We start from the raw sequence: 16,329 nt of genomic DNA on the forward strand, positions 1-16,329 counted from the left end.
TACTCCAGAGCACAAGTGCAACATCGGTGGCCAAACGACGTCCACCGTTTTTTCTTTATACTCCAGAGCACAAGGGCAACACGGTTTGCTCTTCTGCCTACTGGCTACGGTGTGGAAAGAAGTCCAAATGCCCCATATATTCATTTATGTGACACTTGGGAAAGAAAAATCATCATTTTAAACGTGGATCCACACATAAACGGAGTCAACGGTCACAAATCGCGATATACGTGACAGTTGAGGCTGAAAGTGGCCGGTTTGAGCTGAATGGTCACATAACTGACAGGTCATAACATTCCTTGCGCCAAGTGATGACCATCGGTCACATCTTGTTACCCTTCGGCAAACCTTCTTCGTGTTATCGGGAACCCTTGTAGTGACGAACAACGATCGACACCGAAGTTGTCGAAGTGAAACGAGGTGAAAATCAATAGCAATAGCTAGGCGTTTTCCCGTAAAGGCCAATTTCGAACAAAGGTTCAGTGAATATCTTTAGTTCAACTTATATAGAGAAGTATTGACAATTTAAATATTCACTCGTAAAATAGTAAACAGTTAACATTTCAGAATATTTAAAGAGGTACACAATGCGCATTGAAAAACAGACGATAAGTGAACAAGTAGTCGCAACCATTCGAAAACAAATTTTCTTGCAAGCATACGAGCAAGGAGATGCGCTCGTTGAGGCAGAGTTATCCAAGCAATTAGGAGTGAGTCGAGGACCGATACGCGAGGCGTTTGCAAAGCTTGAGAGTGAGAATCTTGTTACAAAAAGGTCAAATGGTCGGACAATCGTCAACGGCTTTACTGAGGAAGACATACGGAAATTATACGACAGCCGAATTTTACTAGAGACCCATGCGCTTTCTCAAGCGAATAAAAACGAGGTTGTAGAGATCGTTCCGCGACTTCGGCAGTGCATACACGATATGGAAGTCACAACGAACGAAGTAGAAGCGGATGTTCGTTTCCACATGCTCATCATGAAGCTGAGTGGCAACAAAACGCTGCTTCAATTATGGAAGTCTTTAGAAGGGATTTTTGCAACCCTCGTTGACATTACAAGTGTTGTATCAGCGCCCAATCATGAGCGGGTTGTCGAGAGGCATCGGGTGATTGTTGATGCGATTCATGAGTATGACTTAGCGCGCGCGAAACAATTGCTAAACGAGCATTTGCTTGAAGCAATGGATTATTGCATTGAAGGAATTGAACAGATAAAGGAGACGTATAACAATGGCAAAAGTTAAATGTGCAATTATTGGCTCTGGAAATATCGGTACAGATTTAATGTACAAGTTGCTCCGAAGTGAAACGTTGGAGCCGACAGCGATGATCGGTATTGACCGGGACTCAAAAGGTTGGCACTAGCGAAAGAGCACGGACTTAAACCGATTTATACGAGTATCGAAGGTTTTCAAGAAGAACCTGAACTCGCAGACATCGTGTTTGAAGCCACATCGGCGAAAGCACATCAAAGCAACGCGCCGATTCTAAAAGAAATGGGGAAGCGGGCGATTGACCTTACACCTGCTGCAATTGGCCCTTTCTTTGTACCGGCTGTTCAAGAGGATGCAAACTCCGTCGTTGAGCTAGACAACGTGAATATGGTGACGTGTGGCGGGCAAGCAACGATCCCAATGATAAAAGCGGTTTCAGATGTTGTTGGTGTGGACTACGCTGAAATTGTCGCCTCCATCTCAAGTAAAAGTGCTGGCATCGGAACGAGACAGAACATTGATGAGTTTACAGTCACAACAGCACGTGCGATCGAACAAGTGGCGAACGTGAAAGAAGGAAAAGCGATTATCATTTTAAACCCTGCCGATCCTCCAGTGTTAATGAGAAATACAATTCATATGCAACTTTCTGAAGATGCCGATACTCACACTGAGAACATTCTTGCTTCCTTAGAGGAGACGTTGAAGAAAGTTCAAGCGTACGTACCTGGGTACCGCTTTAAAGCCGATCCAGTAATTCAAGGGAAAATCGTAACCGTTTCTGTTGAAGTTGAAGGAAATGGTGACTTCCTCCCGACGTATTCAGGGAACTTGGATATCATTACTTCAGCTGCAGTAAAAACAGGGGAACTCATGGCAGATCATATGATGGTAAAGGAGTACTAGATCAATGAAAAAAATAATCATTAATGATGTGACGCTAAGAGATGGGATGCATGCCCTCTCTCATCAATACTCCAAACAACAAATTGCTCAACTGACTAAACGTTAGATGAGACGGGTGTGGATATTATTGAAGCCACGCACGGAGATGGACTCGGTGGCAGTTCGATTCAATACGGATTTTCTAAAGAAGATGAAAAAACGATCATCACAACGGCCGTTCAACATGCGAAACAAGCGAAAATTGCTGTATTGCTCTTACCGGGAGTTGGGACGATTGAACATTTAAAGCGTGCTCACTCTTACGGAGCATCGGTCGTTCGCGTTGCAACGCATTGTACAGAAGCAGACGTCTCGGAACAACATATACGTGCCGCCAAAGAGTTGGGTATGGACACGGTCGGCTTCTTAATGATGGCGCATCGAACATCAGCAGAAAACTTGCTAGAAGAAGCAAAGAAAATGCAAGATTATGGTGCAGACACGATTTATGTCACCGATTCAGCTGGAGCGTTAACGATGAATGAAGTGCGTGAACGTATCCGTTTATTTAAAGAGAACTTGAGCGCAAAAATTGGGTTTCACGGACATAATAACCTTTCTCTCGGGGTTGCCAATTCCATTGCTGCCATTGAAGAGGGCGCTGACCGAATTGACACGAGTTTGGCAGGAATGGGAGCTGGTGCAGGTAATACCGCAACCGAACAACTTGTCGCCGTCATGAATAAGATGGGGATTGATCACAACGTTGATTTGTATCAATCAATGGATGCTGCAGAAGATGTGATGAAGCCGATGATGAAGCGACCCGTACAAATCGATCCGCTTAGTTTAACGCTTGGTTATACGGGTGTTTACTCAAGCTTCCTACTTTTTGCTGAAAGAGCAGGAAAAGAGTACGATGTAGACCCTCGTGACATCTTAACGAGATTAAGTGAGATGGGTGCAGTGGGTGGCCAAGAAGATTGGATTATAGGGGTTGCACAAGAGCTAGCGAAAGAAAAAGCGAAGGCAACAGTATAATATAATTGGGGCAGGTTCTACTCGGTCATGAATTGTGACCTTAAGACCACGCCAAAGAAGAACAGCGCGAGAAAGCCGAGCAGTTCTTTGTTTAACGCCAGTATAAGCAATACAAGAGACGAGAAGTAGCGATTGTAAAGCTACTTCTCTTTTTTCTGTAAAAAAAATGAACGAATTGACGATGCTAAGCGTATGACTTATGAACAGCAAGAAAGGAGGGGTGGGATGGATGAAATAAAAAGAGCGAAAAAAGGCGATGAATTGGCGCTCACACAGTTGTTACTTGATCATTATGATATCGTCTATCATTATCTTCTAAAGCTCACCCTTCATCCACAGATGGCTGAAGATCTTACGCAAGAATCGTTTATAAAGGCGATTGAGCGAATAAAGCAATTCAATCCAAAGAAAGCTGCGTTTTCAACGTGGCTCATCCAAATTGGAACGAACCTTTGGCGCGATGAGCTTCGAAAAGAGAAACGACGGAAGCGATATACAAACGATAGGCAATTGGAATGGGAAATGAGGGAGGAACCGACAGCCGATTGGCTAGCTGTCACATCAGCGCTTGAAAATATCAAACCGAAAGAACGGATTCCACTCATTTTGAAACATTATTATGGATACGGATATGATGAGATTGCCAAAATCGTTGGAATCCCTTCGGGAACAGCAAAGTCAAGAGTGCATAACGATGATCAGTCTGAGAAAGGAGCTAAATAATGGATGAGAATAAATTGAAAGAGCAACTGCATCAGTTGCACCGTGTACAACCGAAACAAAAGCCTTCACCAATTGAAATGCACGCGCTCGTCCGTGAAACTCGTAAGAAGAAACGCTTCGAATTGGCTGTTTTTATCCTCATTGCGCTTTTCATTGCATCAGGTACGATCCTATTGATGACCAAACAACCGTATGTATTCCTGGCAATCCAAGCGACCATTATTTTCACTGTATTGCTCGGACTCGTTGCGAGAAGGAAGGGGGCGTACGATGAGTCATGATCTATTAGAAATCCCGATTTGGCTACTTACGATCCTATTCATAGCACTTTTAACTCAAGGCACCTATCTATTTATCAATGCAAGGCGTAACGGTCGAATGTACTGGTTTTGGGGATTTGGGGGATGTTGAGCTTCCGATGCCGCTCATTGCCTACTTGTTGTACACAAACATTTGGATTCCATATCGACAAAGGAGAAAAAATTATGAATGACTTCATGTTACTCATTGCACCATTTATTATTATTGAACTCGTCTTAAAAGCAATTGCCTTTACCGATCTTTATCGCCAAGAGCACGTGTCATTACCAAAATGGGGATGGCTTCTAATTATCTTGTTCGTAAATACAGTCGGACCCATCTTGTACTTCTTATTTGGGAAACGAAGAACGGTTAGTGACCGATGATTGCGGTTAATGATGTAAGTTATACCGTTGGAAACCAGACCCTCCTCAAAAATTTGAACTTTTCTCTTTCTGAGAACAAAATCACCGCTTTGCTCGGCGCAAATGGTGCAGGAAAAACGACGACGCTCCATGTGTTGGCCGGTCTTTTATCGCCAACCGCAGGTACCGTTCATGTCGAAGGATATGGTGGAAATCAGGATGTAAGGTCTGTGATTGGCTTTTTGCCTCAATACCCTAAATTTCCTGAGTGGCTGACCGTCATTGAAATCGTTGGTTTCGCTGCCGAATTTACTGGTGAGCCAAAGCATGCCGCCACCCAAAAAGCTGAAATTACGCTTCAAGAAGTTGGATTAGCCGATGCGATTCATAAAAAGGTGTCCCAACTTTCCGGGGGCATGAAGCAAAGGCTTGGAGTTGCTCAGGCAATCGTTCATCAACCTCGATTGCTAATGCTCGATGAACCGATGAGTGCTTTGGACCCTGAAGGTCGACGCGACATGCAACGATTGCTTGTGGAATTGAGCGAGTCAACGACAATTGTATATTCAACCCACATTCTTCATGATGCAGAACAGATTGCAGATGATGTTCTTATGATTCATAGGGGTGAAATCGCTTTGCATGATTCATTAGAGACCGTGCTTAAGAGCCATAGCAGTGGTGATTGGGTCATTGAAGCAAAATCACCGCTAGATCGATGGGAAGATTACATGCGTCTTTATCATCCCGAAGTACAAATTGAAACGGTTGGAAAAAGAGCCGTTGTGCGAGCAAATGCAACAAAAAGTAATATTTCAAAGTTTGTTGGATGAAGAAGTCGTCATAGAAAAAATGTACGAAGCTCATCCTACGTTAGACGAATTTTTTGATCGGGTGGTGAACCGATGATTGGAGTGTTGTTAAGAAAAGAATGGATAGAGACGATGAGAAGCTATCGGATCATTTGGTTGCCGCTGCTATTTGTGCTTTTAGGAATCATGCAGCCGTTAACTAGTTATTATTTATCCGATTTATTAGAACAATTCGGAGGTTTACCAGATGGAGCAATGTTTGTTATTCCAACACCAACTGCGGAGATGGTCTTTGCTGAAACACTCGGCCAATATTCACAAATTGGCACGTTCATTCTCGTGCTGGCATTTATGGGGACGCTTAGTCGGGAAAGAATGAATGGTGAATCAGTCTGGTTGCTCATTAAACCCGTAAGCTATACAACCTATCTACTCGCTAAATACATGACGGCTTTCACGGTAACGACGGTAAGTTTTCTTGCTGGAATCGCTGTTACTCTCGTTTACATTATTCAATTGTTTGGTACGCTTTCAATGAGTGCCTTGCTGTTTTCAATATTTACGTATTGGTTATGGTTAATGTTTGTAGTTTCAGTTACTGTCACATTTAGTGCACTGATGAAAAGCCAAATCGTAGCTGGGGGCCTTGCTTTAGGCATCATATTCCTTTTGCAAATCATTTCTTCATTATTCCACCAGCAAGTTTTGTGGCTACCCGCAACACTTGTTGACCTTGCGGTTCAATTTGAACATGAGGGTAGTACCATGCCGATTGCCTTAACGCTCATCACGATGGGTCTACTCGTTTACGGGGCAGCACAATATATGAAGAGAACAGATTGGTTAGTTTAAAGGCGTGTGGGGAAGTTCCCCACACGCAAGAAAAGACGCATCACATGTTCACTCCGTTGTTTTCCAGAGACGTTTTATTTTTAATTTTTGTTCGATAGCTATCTGAAACAGGAATGATGAGTGATCCAATGATACAGATGGTAAAGTTGGCGGCAAGCCCGACAATACCCCCATGAATACCGTAAAGAGTGTTGTTCCCTGTTAATGTCATCAATCCTGCAATTGCCGCTCCGACGACCATTCCCCAGAACACCGGTGTCGATCGTAAACGCTTCCAATAGATGCCTAATAAAAAGCACGGTGCAACTTGAATGAGTAATTCAAATTTGAGTACGAAGATTTGGTATAACGTCCCTGGTGGATTCCAAGCAATCCATAAGAGTAAAAAAACGACAATGACGCCTACGAATTTCCCGACTTTTACTTTTCGTTCATCTGAAGCGTTCGGGTTAATGTACTTTCCGTAAATGTCATGAGAAACCATCGACGAGAAGCTAAGTAAAACCGAATCCGCTGTTGACACGATCGCTCCAACAATGCCTCCAAAGAAGATGATCATCATCCAATAATAAAAGGTATTCATGGAGGCGATGTCATTTGCGAGTACGCCAATGACTTGTTCAGACTCACCTGTGTCCATCCCTGGATACAACACAATACAAATAATTCCGACAACAAGTACGAGGCCAGTCGTAATCGGTGGCATCCAAGCCATACGTGCAAACGAACGCTTTAATGTTCGTTCACTTCTTGCTGAATAGATTCGTTGAACGGCATGGGGATACACGGCAGCGCCGATACCAGCAAGTAAAATCATACTGATCCAGTTTATGTTCGTTTGCAAGTCTGGCACCCCAATCTTCTGAGGTTCTGTAGCAGCAATTGATTGAGAAATGTTACCTAAACTCCCCCCGGCTAACGTCATTGCTCCTATCAAGACAACGATAATGCCTACGAGCAAGATGATTCCTTGCAACACGTCGGTAAGCGCAACCGCGCGCATTCCACCTAGCCATTCGTAGATAAGCATCACAAGGATGAAACCAATAACCGCATACCCATATGGAATCGCGCCGCCTGTTAAACCGGAAACCGCATGGCCGATGGCGACGAGTTGTTCAAGTAAGTAATTTCCTAAGCCCCAAAGCATGAGGAGGATGGCAACAATCGTAACTTTTTTAGACTCGAAGCGATAGCTAATCCAATCCGTCGGTGTTACAAACTTCGCTCGTTTGGCAATGACGTACAATCTTGGCGCAAAGATTAAGTACACACCAATAATCGCAGTCATGAACGGAACGGATTGAATCCATGAAAATCCTTCTCGGTAAGCCGTCGGCGCGTAGCCAACGATGGTATTGCCGCTATATTGCGTTGCATAGAGCGTGAAGAATAACGTGATAAACCCAAGGTTCCGACCTGCTAAATAGTAGTCTCCTACACTTTTTCCGAGTTTCTTACCTCTTCCAGCAAGCCAACCGATGACAATCATTAATACAGCATAGGCACTTAGAATAATGAGTGCATCCGTACCGCCAAATTGCAATGTCATGATGATTGCCTCCTCTCACGTTCGGCTTCTTCCTCCTCTTCATCTTCAATGAGATTCCAATGCGCGATGCAAACCCAGCTTAAATAGGCACACAAGATGAGAGAAAGCAAGATACTAATGAGAGCCAGAAAGGGATGCCAAGAATATAAGGTTCAATCATGCCCTCAGGTAAATACCACGGGGCATTAAACGCAATGAGTAAAACAAATCCGACCCAAATCCATTTCTTTTGAATAGGTTCTTTCATTGGAAATCCCTCCTCACATAATGGGAAATCAGATTACGCCTTGCTTTTGTAGTTGTGCAAGCTTTTCCTTCGTTATGTGTAACAGTGATTCATAGATTTCTTCGTTCGCTTCTCCCGGTGTGACACTACCCGCATGTTGAATTTGGCCTGGTGTACGGCTTAGTTTCGGCACGATTCCTGGCATAGGGAAATCTCCGAGTACGGGATGTTTCGTCGTGACGATCATGTCACGTGCGGCATAATGAGGATCTTTCACAATATCTTCTGCACTGTAAATGAGACCCGAAGGCACACCGTGGTCTTCTAATATTTGCAGCGCATCCGATGCATCAAGATCTTTCGTCCAACGTTCGATTAAAGCATCCAACTCTTTTTGGTTACGTCCCCGTGCTACATGAGAAGCGTAGTCTTTGTAATTGGCAAGTTCAGGTTGATTCATTGCTTTTGCGAGTCTTGTAAACACCGCATCGGCATTTGCGCCAATAACAATGTACGTGTCGTCTTTCGTACGATAAATGCTGGAAGGGGCAACACCGGGTAAGATATTCCCAGTACGTTCCCGCACATAATCAGCTAAGAGATAGTCAGGAATCATACTTTCCATAACGGAAAATACCGATTCATAAATGGCTGTATCAATGATCTGTCCTTGGCCAGATGTTTGACGCTCAACGAGTGCGGTTAAACAACCAATCGTTGAGAATAATGCTGCAAGGGTATCACCAATAGAGATGCCAACTCGAGCGGGAGGGCGGTCTTCAAACCCCGTTACATACCGAATGCCGCCCATAGCCTCGCCAATGCTACCGAACCCTGCGCGGTCTTTGTACGGGCCCGTTTGGCCGTAGCCCGTCGTTCTCATCATGATTAATCCAGGGTTGATTTCTTTTAACGTGTCGTAACCTAATCCCCATTTTTCCATCGTTCCAGATCGAAAATTCTCAATAATCACATCAGATTTTTCGGCTAATTCCTTGAATACTTGCTGCCCTTCCTTTGTGCGAAGGTTTAAAGTGATTGACTTTTTATTACGAGATTGAACGGGCCACCATAATCCAACACCATCTTTTTCTTTTCCCCATTGCCTCATCGGATCAGGTTTATCCGGAGGCTCTATCTTAATCACTTCCGCCCCAAAATCAGCAAGTAAGCGCCCAGCAAAAGGGCCAGCAAGTAACGTCCCGAGTTCAAGCACTTGAATTCCTTTAAGAGGCATTGATGTGTCGCTCATGATTATCACTCCTGATCGAATATTACAAAAACAATAGCATCATTGTATACAATACGTCAATATATATTCTATAAATGACTATGAAAACGCTTTATTGTATACAAAATAATCACTTTGTGGTTTTTTGACATTTCTGTACAATGAACATAGAGGTGTTGAAGTTGAGTGTATATGAAAAAATGAGACAAGCATTAATTACAGGTAAGTATAAACCAGGGGATCGTTTGACAGAGGAGGCATTAACTGAGGAGTTTCAAGTGAGTCGGACGCCGATTCGTAGTGCTCTCAAACAGCTAGAGTTTGATGGCTTAATCACGCCCCTTCGTCGAGGATATGTCGCGCGTTCGTTTTCAAGAAAAGATATTCGCCAAATCTATGATGTGCGGTCTTTACTCGAAGGGTATGCGGCAAGTTTAAGTGCCATCCACCGCACGGACGAAGATCTTGACAACATGTATGCTGCGAATGCAGCATTCTATTCGACGATTACAGAGCAAGAGGATAATAAGATCGAACATATTCAAGCGATTTTACAGAAGAATCACCAGTTTCATCAGGCGGTCATCCGTGCAAGTCAAGATCCTCATACGGAGGACCTGATTAGAAAAGTGGTCGTGTTACCGCTTGTCTTTCATTCATTCTTTTGGTTTCAACAGCGTGAATTGGAACAATCGTTTCATCTTCATGAAGTGATTATCGCTGCGATTAAAGATCAAGACAGTGCGCGAGCAAGAAGTGCAATGCATGAACATATCTACCAAGGGAGAGATCGCGTTCTTGAACAACTCGAGCGGGAAAAGGGGTAGCAAACATTCAGCTTACATCAATGGCGATGTAAGCTGAGCTGAAGAAAGAATAGAGGATGTTTTAATGCGGTCTATCCGAGCAATGCGTCAATTTTTTCTAAGGTGTTTTGTTCGAGCACAACCCCACTTGCACGGACATTTTCTTCAACTTGGTCAGGGCGACTGGCGCCAATGATCGCACTGGATACATTATCTTTGCGAAGAATCCAGGAGAGAGCAAGTTGTGAAAGAGTAAGATCGAGTTCACGAGCAATGGTCTGCAGTTCTTGGACGGTGTCTAATTGCTCATCGGCCATGAATCGTTGAATGGATGTAAAGTTTTCTTCTGCCCGACTACCTTTTGGAATGTCGGAACCTCGCTTATATTTTCCACTTAGCACACCTTGAGCTAGAGGGGAGTAGACAACTTGGCCAAAACCGTGCTGTTTGCCAAGTGGGATGACTTCGTCTTCAATGGATCGATCCAACATGTTATAAAGCGGTTGATTAACGACGAATCGGTCTAGCAGCTTGCGATCAGCGATGTGTAGGGCTTCACTCATCTGTGCTGGAGTCCACTGACTTACGCCGATGTACAAGACCTTTCCTTGGCGGACGAGGTCATCGAGCGCACGAATTGTCTCCTCGACAGGTGTTGAAGGGTCAAAGCGATGGCAATAATAAAGGTCAACATAATCATGGTCCAATCGCTTTAAGCTTGCTTCGCACTGCTCGATAATATGTTTTCGAGAAAGACCACGATCGTTTACCCCTTGTCCCATTTCTCCATATACTTTTGTAGCAAGTACATACGACGAACGATCATATGATTTCAAGGCATTACCGACCAGCTTCTCCGCTTCCCCTTTCATATACACATTGGCTGTATCAAAAAAGTTAATCCCTAGATCATAGGCAGTATGGATCGTCTGTTCAGCTGCGCGGTCGTCCACATAACCGGCATAGGTGAGCCAGCTCCCTAAACTAATTTCACTCACTCGAACTCCGGTTGAACCTAAATGACGATATTGCATCGTAATTCCTCCATTCACGTTAATTTGATTCATCATAACACGGCAAACGAAGGGGTAGAGTGTTTTAATAAAAAAAGAAACAGCTCACATTCATCTCTCCTGATGAAACGTAAGCTGTGATGTGGACGTACATTTCTTTAAAGGAATAAAACAGCGAAAAGGGTGCTCAATAATAAACCTGTAATGACAGGGATAAAACAGATCCGTACAAGTGTCTGGACATTCACTCTTGATATACCGGCAACCGCAACGAGGGACGACCAAGCGATGAGCGTACCGCCACCAACCCAAATGGCACCCATTTGACCAATCGCTGCTAGCGTAGCAGGGTCGACTCCAGCAACGGGACCTAAAGCGCCAGACAGTGCACCTGTGAGCGGAAGGCCAGAAAACCCTGACCCATCAAGTCCGGTGATCATGCCGATGATGAGAATGCCAAATGCAGTCCAAGCGGCGTGTTCTGGAATTAAGTGTTGCCCGGATTGTACGAGGTCAAAAAGAAAAGCAGGTGCCGTTTCGGTGCCGATTATGCTTGCTGAAAATTCATCACTACCGAGAAAGAAAAAGCCGGCAATCGGGATGACGGGTCCCATCGCTTTAAATGCGAATAAAAACCCATCGACCATACAGTCACTCACATTTTCAAACACTTGCCTCGGCTTATAGAAAACACTCGCAGCGATGAGTAATAACAAGGCAACCCCGCCGATGAGCGCAGCACCCGTTCCCCCTTCAAGGCTGAGGTCGGTAAAAAACGTCGTGTAGAGCATATAACAGATGACGACGGCGAATGTAACGGGCACAATGATGGCGAATGCTTTTCCTTTTCGAGTGGCTTCTGTACGTTTTTCAATTCGTTTTCCTTCCATCCATTTTTCTAAGTGCCGATCGTTTCTTTGTTGTATCTGTTTACGGATCATGAGGTAGGCAATGGTAAGGGCGGCGACTCCTGTAATGATGGATAAAAGAAGAGCACGGTCCGCTACGGCCTGACCACTTACCCCAGCAGCGGTTGCACTAAGCATTGGAGCGATTTGGATAATATAGTCACTTGATAGCGCCATCCCTTGACCGGCAATGGCAATAGCGGCAGCCCCCGCTATTGGAGGTAAACCGGCTCGAATTGCGACAGGCAATAGTAGCGCGCCCACGAGGGGGACAGCTGGTGTTGGCCAAAAGAACAAGCTAATCACATACGTAACGAGAATAATGACAAGGTAGGAGATATGCCCATTCGTCATGACCTTCCCAAATGGCTTGATCATTTGCTCATTCGCTCCAACGACTTCAAGCCCTTGGAGAAGAGCAGTCATGATGGCAATGATTAAAAAGATGCTAAAAAGCTCTCCGGCGGCCACGAGGCTGGCGTTAAAGATCGTTTGTAAACCCGTGGAGAGAGAGCCTGTATAAATGAGACCGATGAGAAAGGTCATTAATATGGCAGGCACTACAACATTCTTTCTCATGAGCATCGTTAAGATGATGATGAGAATCCCGGCGAAATAAATCCAATGTGAGGAGATGATTTCCATAGTACACGCCCTTCCTTCGCACAAGATTAGACTATTCTACGCATCGGTCTAGACGATGGTGCAAATGGGAGAGGTGATTGGCGAAATGAAACGGATTCCTACCAATTTCACATGAATTTGGACTTTGTAATAAATTCTGACATAAAACAACCGTTACGCTTGGATATACGTTATAATGAGCCCAACAGGCACGATTGTTACATTGTTGTCACGGAGTTTCCCGATCGGCATTAAAAACTGTGGTAGAATAAAGGGACAAAGGATACAGTTGATTCGTATCGTTAAAGCACGAATATCATTGATAAAGCAGGTGATTCACATGCACCCTCATCACTCACTTTGGAACAAACGTGAAAAACGAAATCAAATTAGTGTTGTTCGCGGCGAGCGGGCACCTTCAAAAGTGATAACAAATGCGACATTTTTAAACAGTGGTCGTAAACAATGGACAACCGCAAACATCTGGATTTACGCTGACCGCATCGTGTACGTCGGAGACGCCTTACCGACAAAAACAGAAGGTACGGAGTGGACGGATGCTGCTGGACAATGGATTGTACCAGGATATATTGAGCACCATGCCCATCCGTTTATTGGCTACAACCCAGAAACGTTTGCGAATTATGCGCTTGAAAGAGGAACGAGCACGATCTTCAACGATAACCTCATCCTCATGATGAATCTCGAAAAAAAGAAAGCGCTTACTCTCGTTACGGAAATGAATAAAGGGCCTTCATCGATCTATTGGTCCTGTCGAATCGACTCGCAAACCGAAACGAAAGATGAGCATAGCGTGTTTACCCCTCAGGCGCTTGAAGAGTGGTTAAACCACCCGCTCGTCGTTCAAGGAGGCGAGTTAACAGGTTGGCCAAAAGTTATTTCAGGAGATGATACACTTCTGCATTGGATGGAAGAAGTACTAAAGAGAAATAAGCGGATCGAAGGTCATCTTCCAGGTGCTTCAGAACGTACGTTGGCACAGTTAGCGATTTTAGGGGTCACGAGCGACCACGAGGCCATTTCTGGTGAAGAAGTGTTGAAGCGATTAGACGCAGGTTATACGACGACGTTACGTCATTCCTCATTGCGACCAGATTTGCCGCTCCTCGTTAAAGAAATCGTGGATGCGGGAATTACGAACTTTAACCGTTTCTTATTGACGACGGATGGAGGAAATCCGAGCTTTTATGAGCCTGGTGTGATGGATCAATTGCTCCGAATTGCGATTGAAGGAGGCATTGACCCGATTGCGGCTTACGAAATGGCCTCTTACAATGTTGCGAGACACTATGGCATTGATGCTCACCACGGAATGATTGCGCCTGGCCGGTTGGCTCACCTTAATTTCCTTGAAGATGTTACGAATCCAGCACCTGTGAGTGTTTTGGCAAAAGGGGAATGGATCGTACGAGATAAAGAGCTCGTGTATACGAACGAGCCATTTCCTTGGAGCGATTACACGAAGCCGTGGAAGCCGCTGAACTGGGATCTACAAGACGATGATTTGCACTTTTCGATGCCGATGGGCATTCACTTAGTAAACTCTGTTCTGTTGAAGCCTTACCATATTGATGTTGACGGAGCTGTTGATGAATTAAGCCCCGATCATGATGAATGCTTTTTTGCGATGTTTGACAAAGAAGGCAAATGGCGCATGAATACGATCATAAAAGGGTTTGCTTCGAATTTAGACGGATTGGCTACCTCATATTCCATTACAGGTGATGTCGTTTTGATTGGAAAGAAGAAGTCAGCCATGAAACAAGCCTTCGAGCAATTAAAGGAACAAGGCGGCGGCATCTCCATTGTTCAAAGCGAAGAGAATGTTTGTAACTGGAAATTCCCTTACTACGGTGTCATGTCTGACCAACCGATGGAAACATTGATCGAGGAACATCGAGCGTTTGAAAACGTGATGAAAGAGGCGGGATATTCGTTTGACGATCCGTTATATAGCATCTTCTTTTTCTCATCAACGCACTTGCCATATGTTAGAATGACGTCTAAAGGAATTTACGATGTGCATAAGAAAAGCGTGCTTTTTCCAACGATAATGCGTTAAAATAGTAAAGTGAAGAAGTGTTTACTCACTCCGTGGAAGGATGAGTGATTTGAACCGTTTTAAACGTATGGTTGTCCCGTTGCTCATGCTTTTGATTGTAACAGCGTGCCAATCTGAGCCCGAGTCGCTTCAAGAAGGCGATGATCTAGAGCGCAAGCCCTTTAATGAAGTCCCTGCTCGTGAAGCTGTGGAAGTTGAACAAGCTGAGCTACCATTTGTGCATCCACTTAGCGGGATCGGGACAAACGAGGTAGAAACGACTCGACCGTTGGCAGTTGTCGTTTCCAACGATCGGAATGCACGGCCTCTGACAGGTTTGCAAGAAGCAGACATCGTGTACGAAGTGCTAACAGAAGCTTCAATTACCCGTTTCATTGCAATCTATCATAGCGAGCATCCGGAGACGATTGGTCCTGTTCGAAGTGCTAGAGAAGTATTTATTGATCTATCTTCAGGATTTGATTCACTCTTTGTTGCACACGGGTTTAGCCCAGGAGCCGAAGCGAGAATTCAAGCTGACGATTTGTACGAGGTTAATGGGATGCACTATGATGGAGGTCTTTTTGAGAGAGTCGCTACGCGCCCGGCTCCACACAACTCTTATGTGCATTACGATGAACTTTTAGCTCATGCGGAGCAGGCCGGGATTCCGATGTCTCTTGACACACCGCCCCTCTCATTTCGTGATGAAGCGATTGACGGGAACGCTGCATCTGGTGTAACCATCTCCTATATGGGACGATCATCAGCGGAATATCAATTTGATGCAGAGGACCGGGAGTATATCCGTTTTAGCGACGGGGAGCCTTTGGTCGACGAAGCAACTGGAGAGGCGTATCGCACTAAGAATGTGATGGTTGTAGAAGCTCGGCATTCGATCATTGATGATGCAGGCAGACGGGAAATTGATGTCTTAGCAGGTGGTGCGGGCTTATTGTTGCAGGACGGAAAGTACGAGGAAGTGAATTGGACAAACGTTGATGGCCGGATTGTTCCTGACGGGGAGCAATTGATTAAAGGCAATACATGGATAAACATCGTAGATTCACTAGATTCTGTAACGATTCAGGACGAGTAAATGTGCTTGTGCGCATATTTCTTACCTTACTAAAGAAAGAGAGTGATCTCTATGCAAATCGATAAATTAAGAGGAAAAGAGTTGGATCAACTTTTTCAAGCGGTATTATCATTGAAAGATCTCGAAGAATGCTATCAGTTTTTTGATGACTTGTGCACAGTAAATGAAGTGCAATCTTTAGCTCAGCGTTTAGAAGTTGCCCGAATGTTACAATCAGGAAGTACTTACCATAAGATTGAAGTCGAAACTGGCGCAAGCACAGCGACGATTAGTCGTGTGAAACGTTGCTTGAATTACGGTAATGATAGTTATCAGATGACGCTTGATCGTGTCCATAGTGAAAACCACTCTTAATGAGTGTGAGAAGCTGTACTAAAATCGTTTAAAACCGGATGTCTCATTGGAGGCATCCGGTTTTTAGCATGGTAATTGCGAGTGTGCTTAAGAATTGTTCGGTTGTGCGAAGGTAACGTTCTTGTGCTGTGCACGCTCGAGATTGAGGTATGTTGGAATGTAGCAGCCAGATCACGTTCTAAACGATCTGGACCGTTATCACTGAGTGTAGACGTTTGGCAATCATTTTGAGATACACAGTGGATCGTTCGGGTTC

General features: G+C 44.5%; 17 protein-coding genes and 2 pseudogenes. 14 read left to right on the top strand and 5 right to left on the bottom strand.

Annotated elements, in window-relative coordinates; all coding sequences use genetic code 11:
* The 10 genes and pseudogenes from JCM19039_RS25490 to JCM19039_RS10965 form a co-directional block, all read left to right on the top strand.
* Positions 1-181 (top strand): hypothetical protein (locus JCM19039_RS25490; protein ID WP_238545011.1); only part of this gene is annotated, 181 nt, incomplete at its 5' end.
* A gap of 406 nt (positions 182-587) precedes the next feature.
* Complete coding sequence (locus JCM19039_RS10930) at positions 588-1,250, top strand: GntR family transcriptional regulator (protein ID WP_042427028.1); 663 nt, start codon at positions 588-590, stop codon at positions 1,248-1,250.
* A pseudogene (locus JCM19039_RS10935) lies at positions 1,237-2,126 on the top strand (acetaldehyde dehydrogenase (acetylating)). Before JCM19039_RS10930 ends, JCM19039_RS10935 begins: the two are co-directional and overlap by 14 nt.
* 4 nt (positions 2,127-2,130) lie before the next feature.
* Positions 2,131-3,146: pseudogene (gene dmpG, locus JCM19039_RS10940) on the top strand (4-hydroxy-2-oxovalerate aldolase).
* A gap of 225 nt (positions 3,147-3,371) precedes the next feature.
* Positions 3,372-3,869, top strand: coding sequence for a sigma-70 family RNA polymerase sigma factor (locus tag JCM19039_RS10945; RefSeq protein ID WP_042427030.1), 498 nt, complete (start codon positions 3,372-3,374; stop codon positions 3,867-3,869).
* Positions 3,869-4,150: a YxlC family protein gene (locus tag JCM19039_RS10950; RefSeq protein WP_042427033.1), complete on the top strand. Its 282-nt coding sequence runs from the start codon at positions 3,869-3,871 to the stop codon at positions 4,148-4,150. Before JCM19039_RS10945 ends, JCM19039_RS10950 begins: the two co-directional genes overlap by 1 nt.
* Positions 4,140-4,280 carry a hypothetical protein gene (locus JCM19039_RS24405; RefSeq protein ID WP_193744209.1) on the top strand — a complete coding sequence of 47 codons (141 nt, stop codon included), beginning with the start codon at positions 4,140-4,142 and terminating at the stop codon, positions 4,278-4,280. Before JCM19039_RS10950 ends, JCM19039_RS24405 begins: the two co-directional genes overlap by 11 nt.
* A gap of 74 nt (positions 4,281-4,354) precedes the next feature.
* A complete protein-coding gene (locus JCM19039_RS10955) occupies positions 4,355-4,555 on the top strand; it encodes a PLD nuclease N-terminal domain-containing protein (RefSeq protein WP_042427036.1) in 201 nt (66 codons plus the stop codon).
* Positions 4,552-5,367, top strand: coding sequence for an ABC transporter ATP-binding protein (locus JCM19039_RS10960; RefSeq protein ID WP_052398708.1), 816 nt, complete (start codon positions 4,552-4,554; stop codon positions 5,365-5,367). The genes JCM19039_RS10955 and JCM19039_RS10960 overlap by 4 nt, the downstream gene beginning before the upstream one ends.
* Before the next feature lie 72 nt (positions 5,368-5,439).
* A complete protein-coding gene (locus tag JCM19039_RS10965) occupies positions 5,440-6,198 on the top strand; it encodes an ABC transporter permease subunit (protein ID WP_042427040.1) in 759 nt (252 codons plus the stop codon).
* A 40-nt stretch (positions 6,199-6,238) separates the two neighbouring features.
* Here the strand turns inward: JCM19039_RS10965 and JCM19039_RS10970 are convergent, their stop codons facing one another.
* The 3 genes from JCM19039_RS10970 to JCM19039_RS10980 all read right to left on the bottom strand — a co-directional run bounded on the left by JCM19039_RS10970 (position 6,239) and on the right by JCM19039_RS10980 (position 9,228).
* A complete protein-coding gene (locus tag JCM19039_RS10970) occupies positions 6,239-7,750 on the bottom strand; it encodes a sodium:solute symporter (protein WP_042427043.1) in 1,512 nt (503 codons plus the stop codon).
* 79 nt (positions 7,751-7,829) lie between these two features.
* On the bottom strand, positions 7,830-7,997 hold the full coding sequence (locus tag JCM19039_RS10975; RefSeq protein WP_238545012.1) for a hypothetical protein: 168 nt from the start codon (positions 7,995-7,997) through the stop codon (positions 7,830-7,832).
* A gap of 28 nt (positions 7,998-8,025) precedes the next feature.
* The gene (locus JCM19039_RS10980; RefSeq protein ID WP_042427047.1) at positions 8,026-9,228 is read right to left on the bottom strand and encodes a CaiB/BaiF CoA-transferase family protein; all 1,203 of its coding nucleotides are present in this window, start codon (positions 9,226-9,228) and stop codon (positions 8,026-8,028) included.
* Positions 9,229-9,389: 161 nt separating this feature from the next.
* Between JCM19039_RS10980 and JCM19039_RS10985 the strand changes: the two genes are divergently transcribed.
* The gene (locus tag JCM19039_RS10985; protein WP_152549006.1) at positions 9,390-10,034 is read left to right on the top strand and encodes a GntR family transcriptional regulator; all 645 of its coding nucleotides are present in this window, start codon (positions 9,390-9,392) and stop codon (positions 10,032-10,034) included.
* A gap of 71 nt (positions 10,035-10,105) precedes the next feature.
* On the opposite strand, the gene JCM19039_RS10990 is transcribed toward JCM19039_RS10985, so the two are convergent.
* Both JCM19039_RS10990 and JCM19039_RS10995 read right to left on the bottom strand, forming a co-directional pair.
* A complete protein-coding gene (locus JCM19039_RS10990; protein WP_042427050.1) occupies positions 10,106-11,047 on the bottom strand; it encodes an aldo/keto reductase family protein in 942 nt (313 codons plus the stop codon).
* A 137-nt stretch (positions 11,048-11,184) separates the two neighbouring features.
* The gene (locus JCM19039_RS10995; protein ID WP_042427053.1) at positions 11,185-12,579 is read right to left on the bottom strand and encodes a hypothetical protein; all 1,395 of its coding nucleotides are present in this window, start codon (positions 12,577-12,579) and stop codon (positions 11,185-11,187) included.
* A 319-nt stretch (positions 12,580-12,898) separates the two neighbouring features.
* Between JCM19039_RS10995 and JCM19039_RS11000 the strand changes: the two genes are divergently transcribed.
* From JCM19039_RS11000 to JCM19039_RS11010, 3 genes are read left to right on the top strand one after another with little or no spacing between them, the layout of a single operon-like run.
* Positions 12,899-14,641: an adenine deaminase C-terminal domain-containing protein gene (locus tag JCM19039_RS11000; protein WP_042427056.1), complete on the top strand. Its 1,743-nt coding sequence runs from the start codon at positions 12,899-12,901 to the stop codon at positions 14,639-14,641.
* Between the two features lie 49 nt (positions 14,642-14,690).
* Positions 14,691-15,719 carry a DUF3048 domain-containing protein gene (locus JCM19039_RS11005; protein WP_052398709.1) on the top strand — a complete coding sequence of 343 codons (1,029 nt, stop codon included), beginning with the start codon at positions 14,691-14,693 and terminating at the stop codon, positions 15,717-15,719.
* 51 nt (positions 15,720-15,770) lie between these two features.
* Positions 15,771-16,073, top strand: a complete 303-nt coding sequence (locus tag JCM19039_RS11010) for a YerC/YecD family TrpR-related protein (RefSeq protein WP_042400019.1) — start codon at positions 15,771-15,773, stop codon at positions 16,071-16,073.
* The last annotated feature ends 256 nt before the right edge of the window (positions 16,074-16,329 follow it).

The organism is Geomicrobium sp. JCM 19039 (assembly GCF_000698145.1).
GTDB lineage: Bacteria > Bacillota > Bacilli > Bacillales > Marinococcaceae > Geomicrobium_A.

Coding starts and splice junctions, on each gene's coding strand:
- JCM19039_RS10930 (WP_042427028.1), top strand. CDS start 588: ATGCGCATTGAAAAACAGACGATAAGTGAACAAGTAGTCGCAACCATT.
- JCM19039_RS10945 (WP_042427030.1), top strand. CDS start 3,372: ATGGATGAAATAAAAAGAGCGAAAAAAGGCGATGAATTGGCGCTCACA.
- JCM19039_RS10950 (WP_042427033.1), top strand. CDS start 3,869: ATGGATGAGAATAAATTGAAAGAGCAACTGCATCAGTTGCACCGTGTA.
- JCM19039_RS24405 (WP_193744209.1), top strand. CDS start 4,140: ATGAGTCATGATCTATTAGAAATCCCGATTTGGCTACTTACGATCCTA.
- JCM19039_RS10955 (WP_042427036.1), top strand. CDS start 4,355: ATGAATGACTTCATGTTACTCATTGCACCATTTATTATTATTGAACTC.
- JCM19039_RS10960 (WP_052398708.1), top strand. CDS start 4,552: ATGATTGCGGTTAATGATGTAAGTTATACCGTTGGAAACCAGACCCTC.
- JCM19039_RS10965 (WP_042427040.1), top strand. CDS start 5,440: ATGATTGGAGTGTTGTTAAGAAAAGAATGGATAGAGACGATGAGAAGC.
- JCM19039_RS10970 (WP_042427043.1), bottom strand. CDS start 7,750: ATGACATTGCAATTTGGCGGTACGGATGCACTCATTATTCTAAGTGCC.
- JCM19039_RS10975 (WP_238545012.1), bottom strand. CDS start 7,997: ATGAAAGAACCTATTCAAAAGAAATGGATTTGGGTCGGATTTGTTTTA.
- JCM19039_RS10980 (WP_042427047.1), bottom strand. CDS start 9,228: ATGAGCGACACATCAATGCCTCTTAAAGGAATTCAAGTGCTTGAACTC.
- JCM19039_RS10990 (WP_042427050.1), bottom strand. CDS start 11,047: ATGCAATATCGTCATTTAGGTTCAACCGGAGTTCGAGTGAGTGAAATT.
- JCM19039_RS10995 (WP_042427053.1), bottom strand. CDS start 12,579: ATGGAAATCATCTCCTCACATTGGATTTATTTCGCCGGGATTCTCATC.
- JCM19039_RS11000 (WP_042427056.1), top strand. CDS start 12,899: ATGCACCCTCATCACTCACTTTGGAACAAACGTGAAAAACGAAATCAA.
- JCM19039_RS11010 (WP_042400019.1), top strand. CDS start 15,771: ATGCAAATCGATAAATTAAGAGGAAAAGAGTTGGATCAACTTTTTCAA.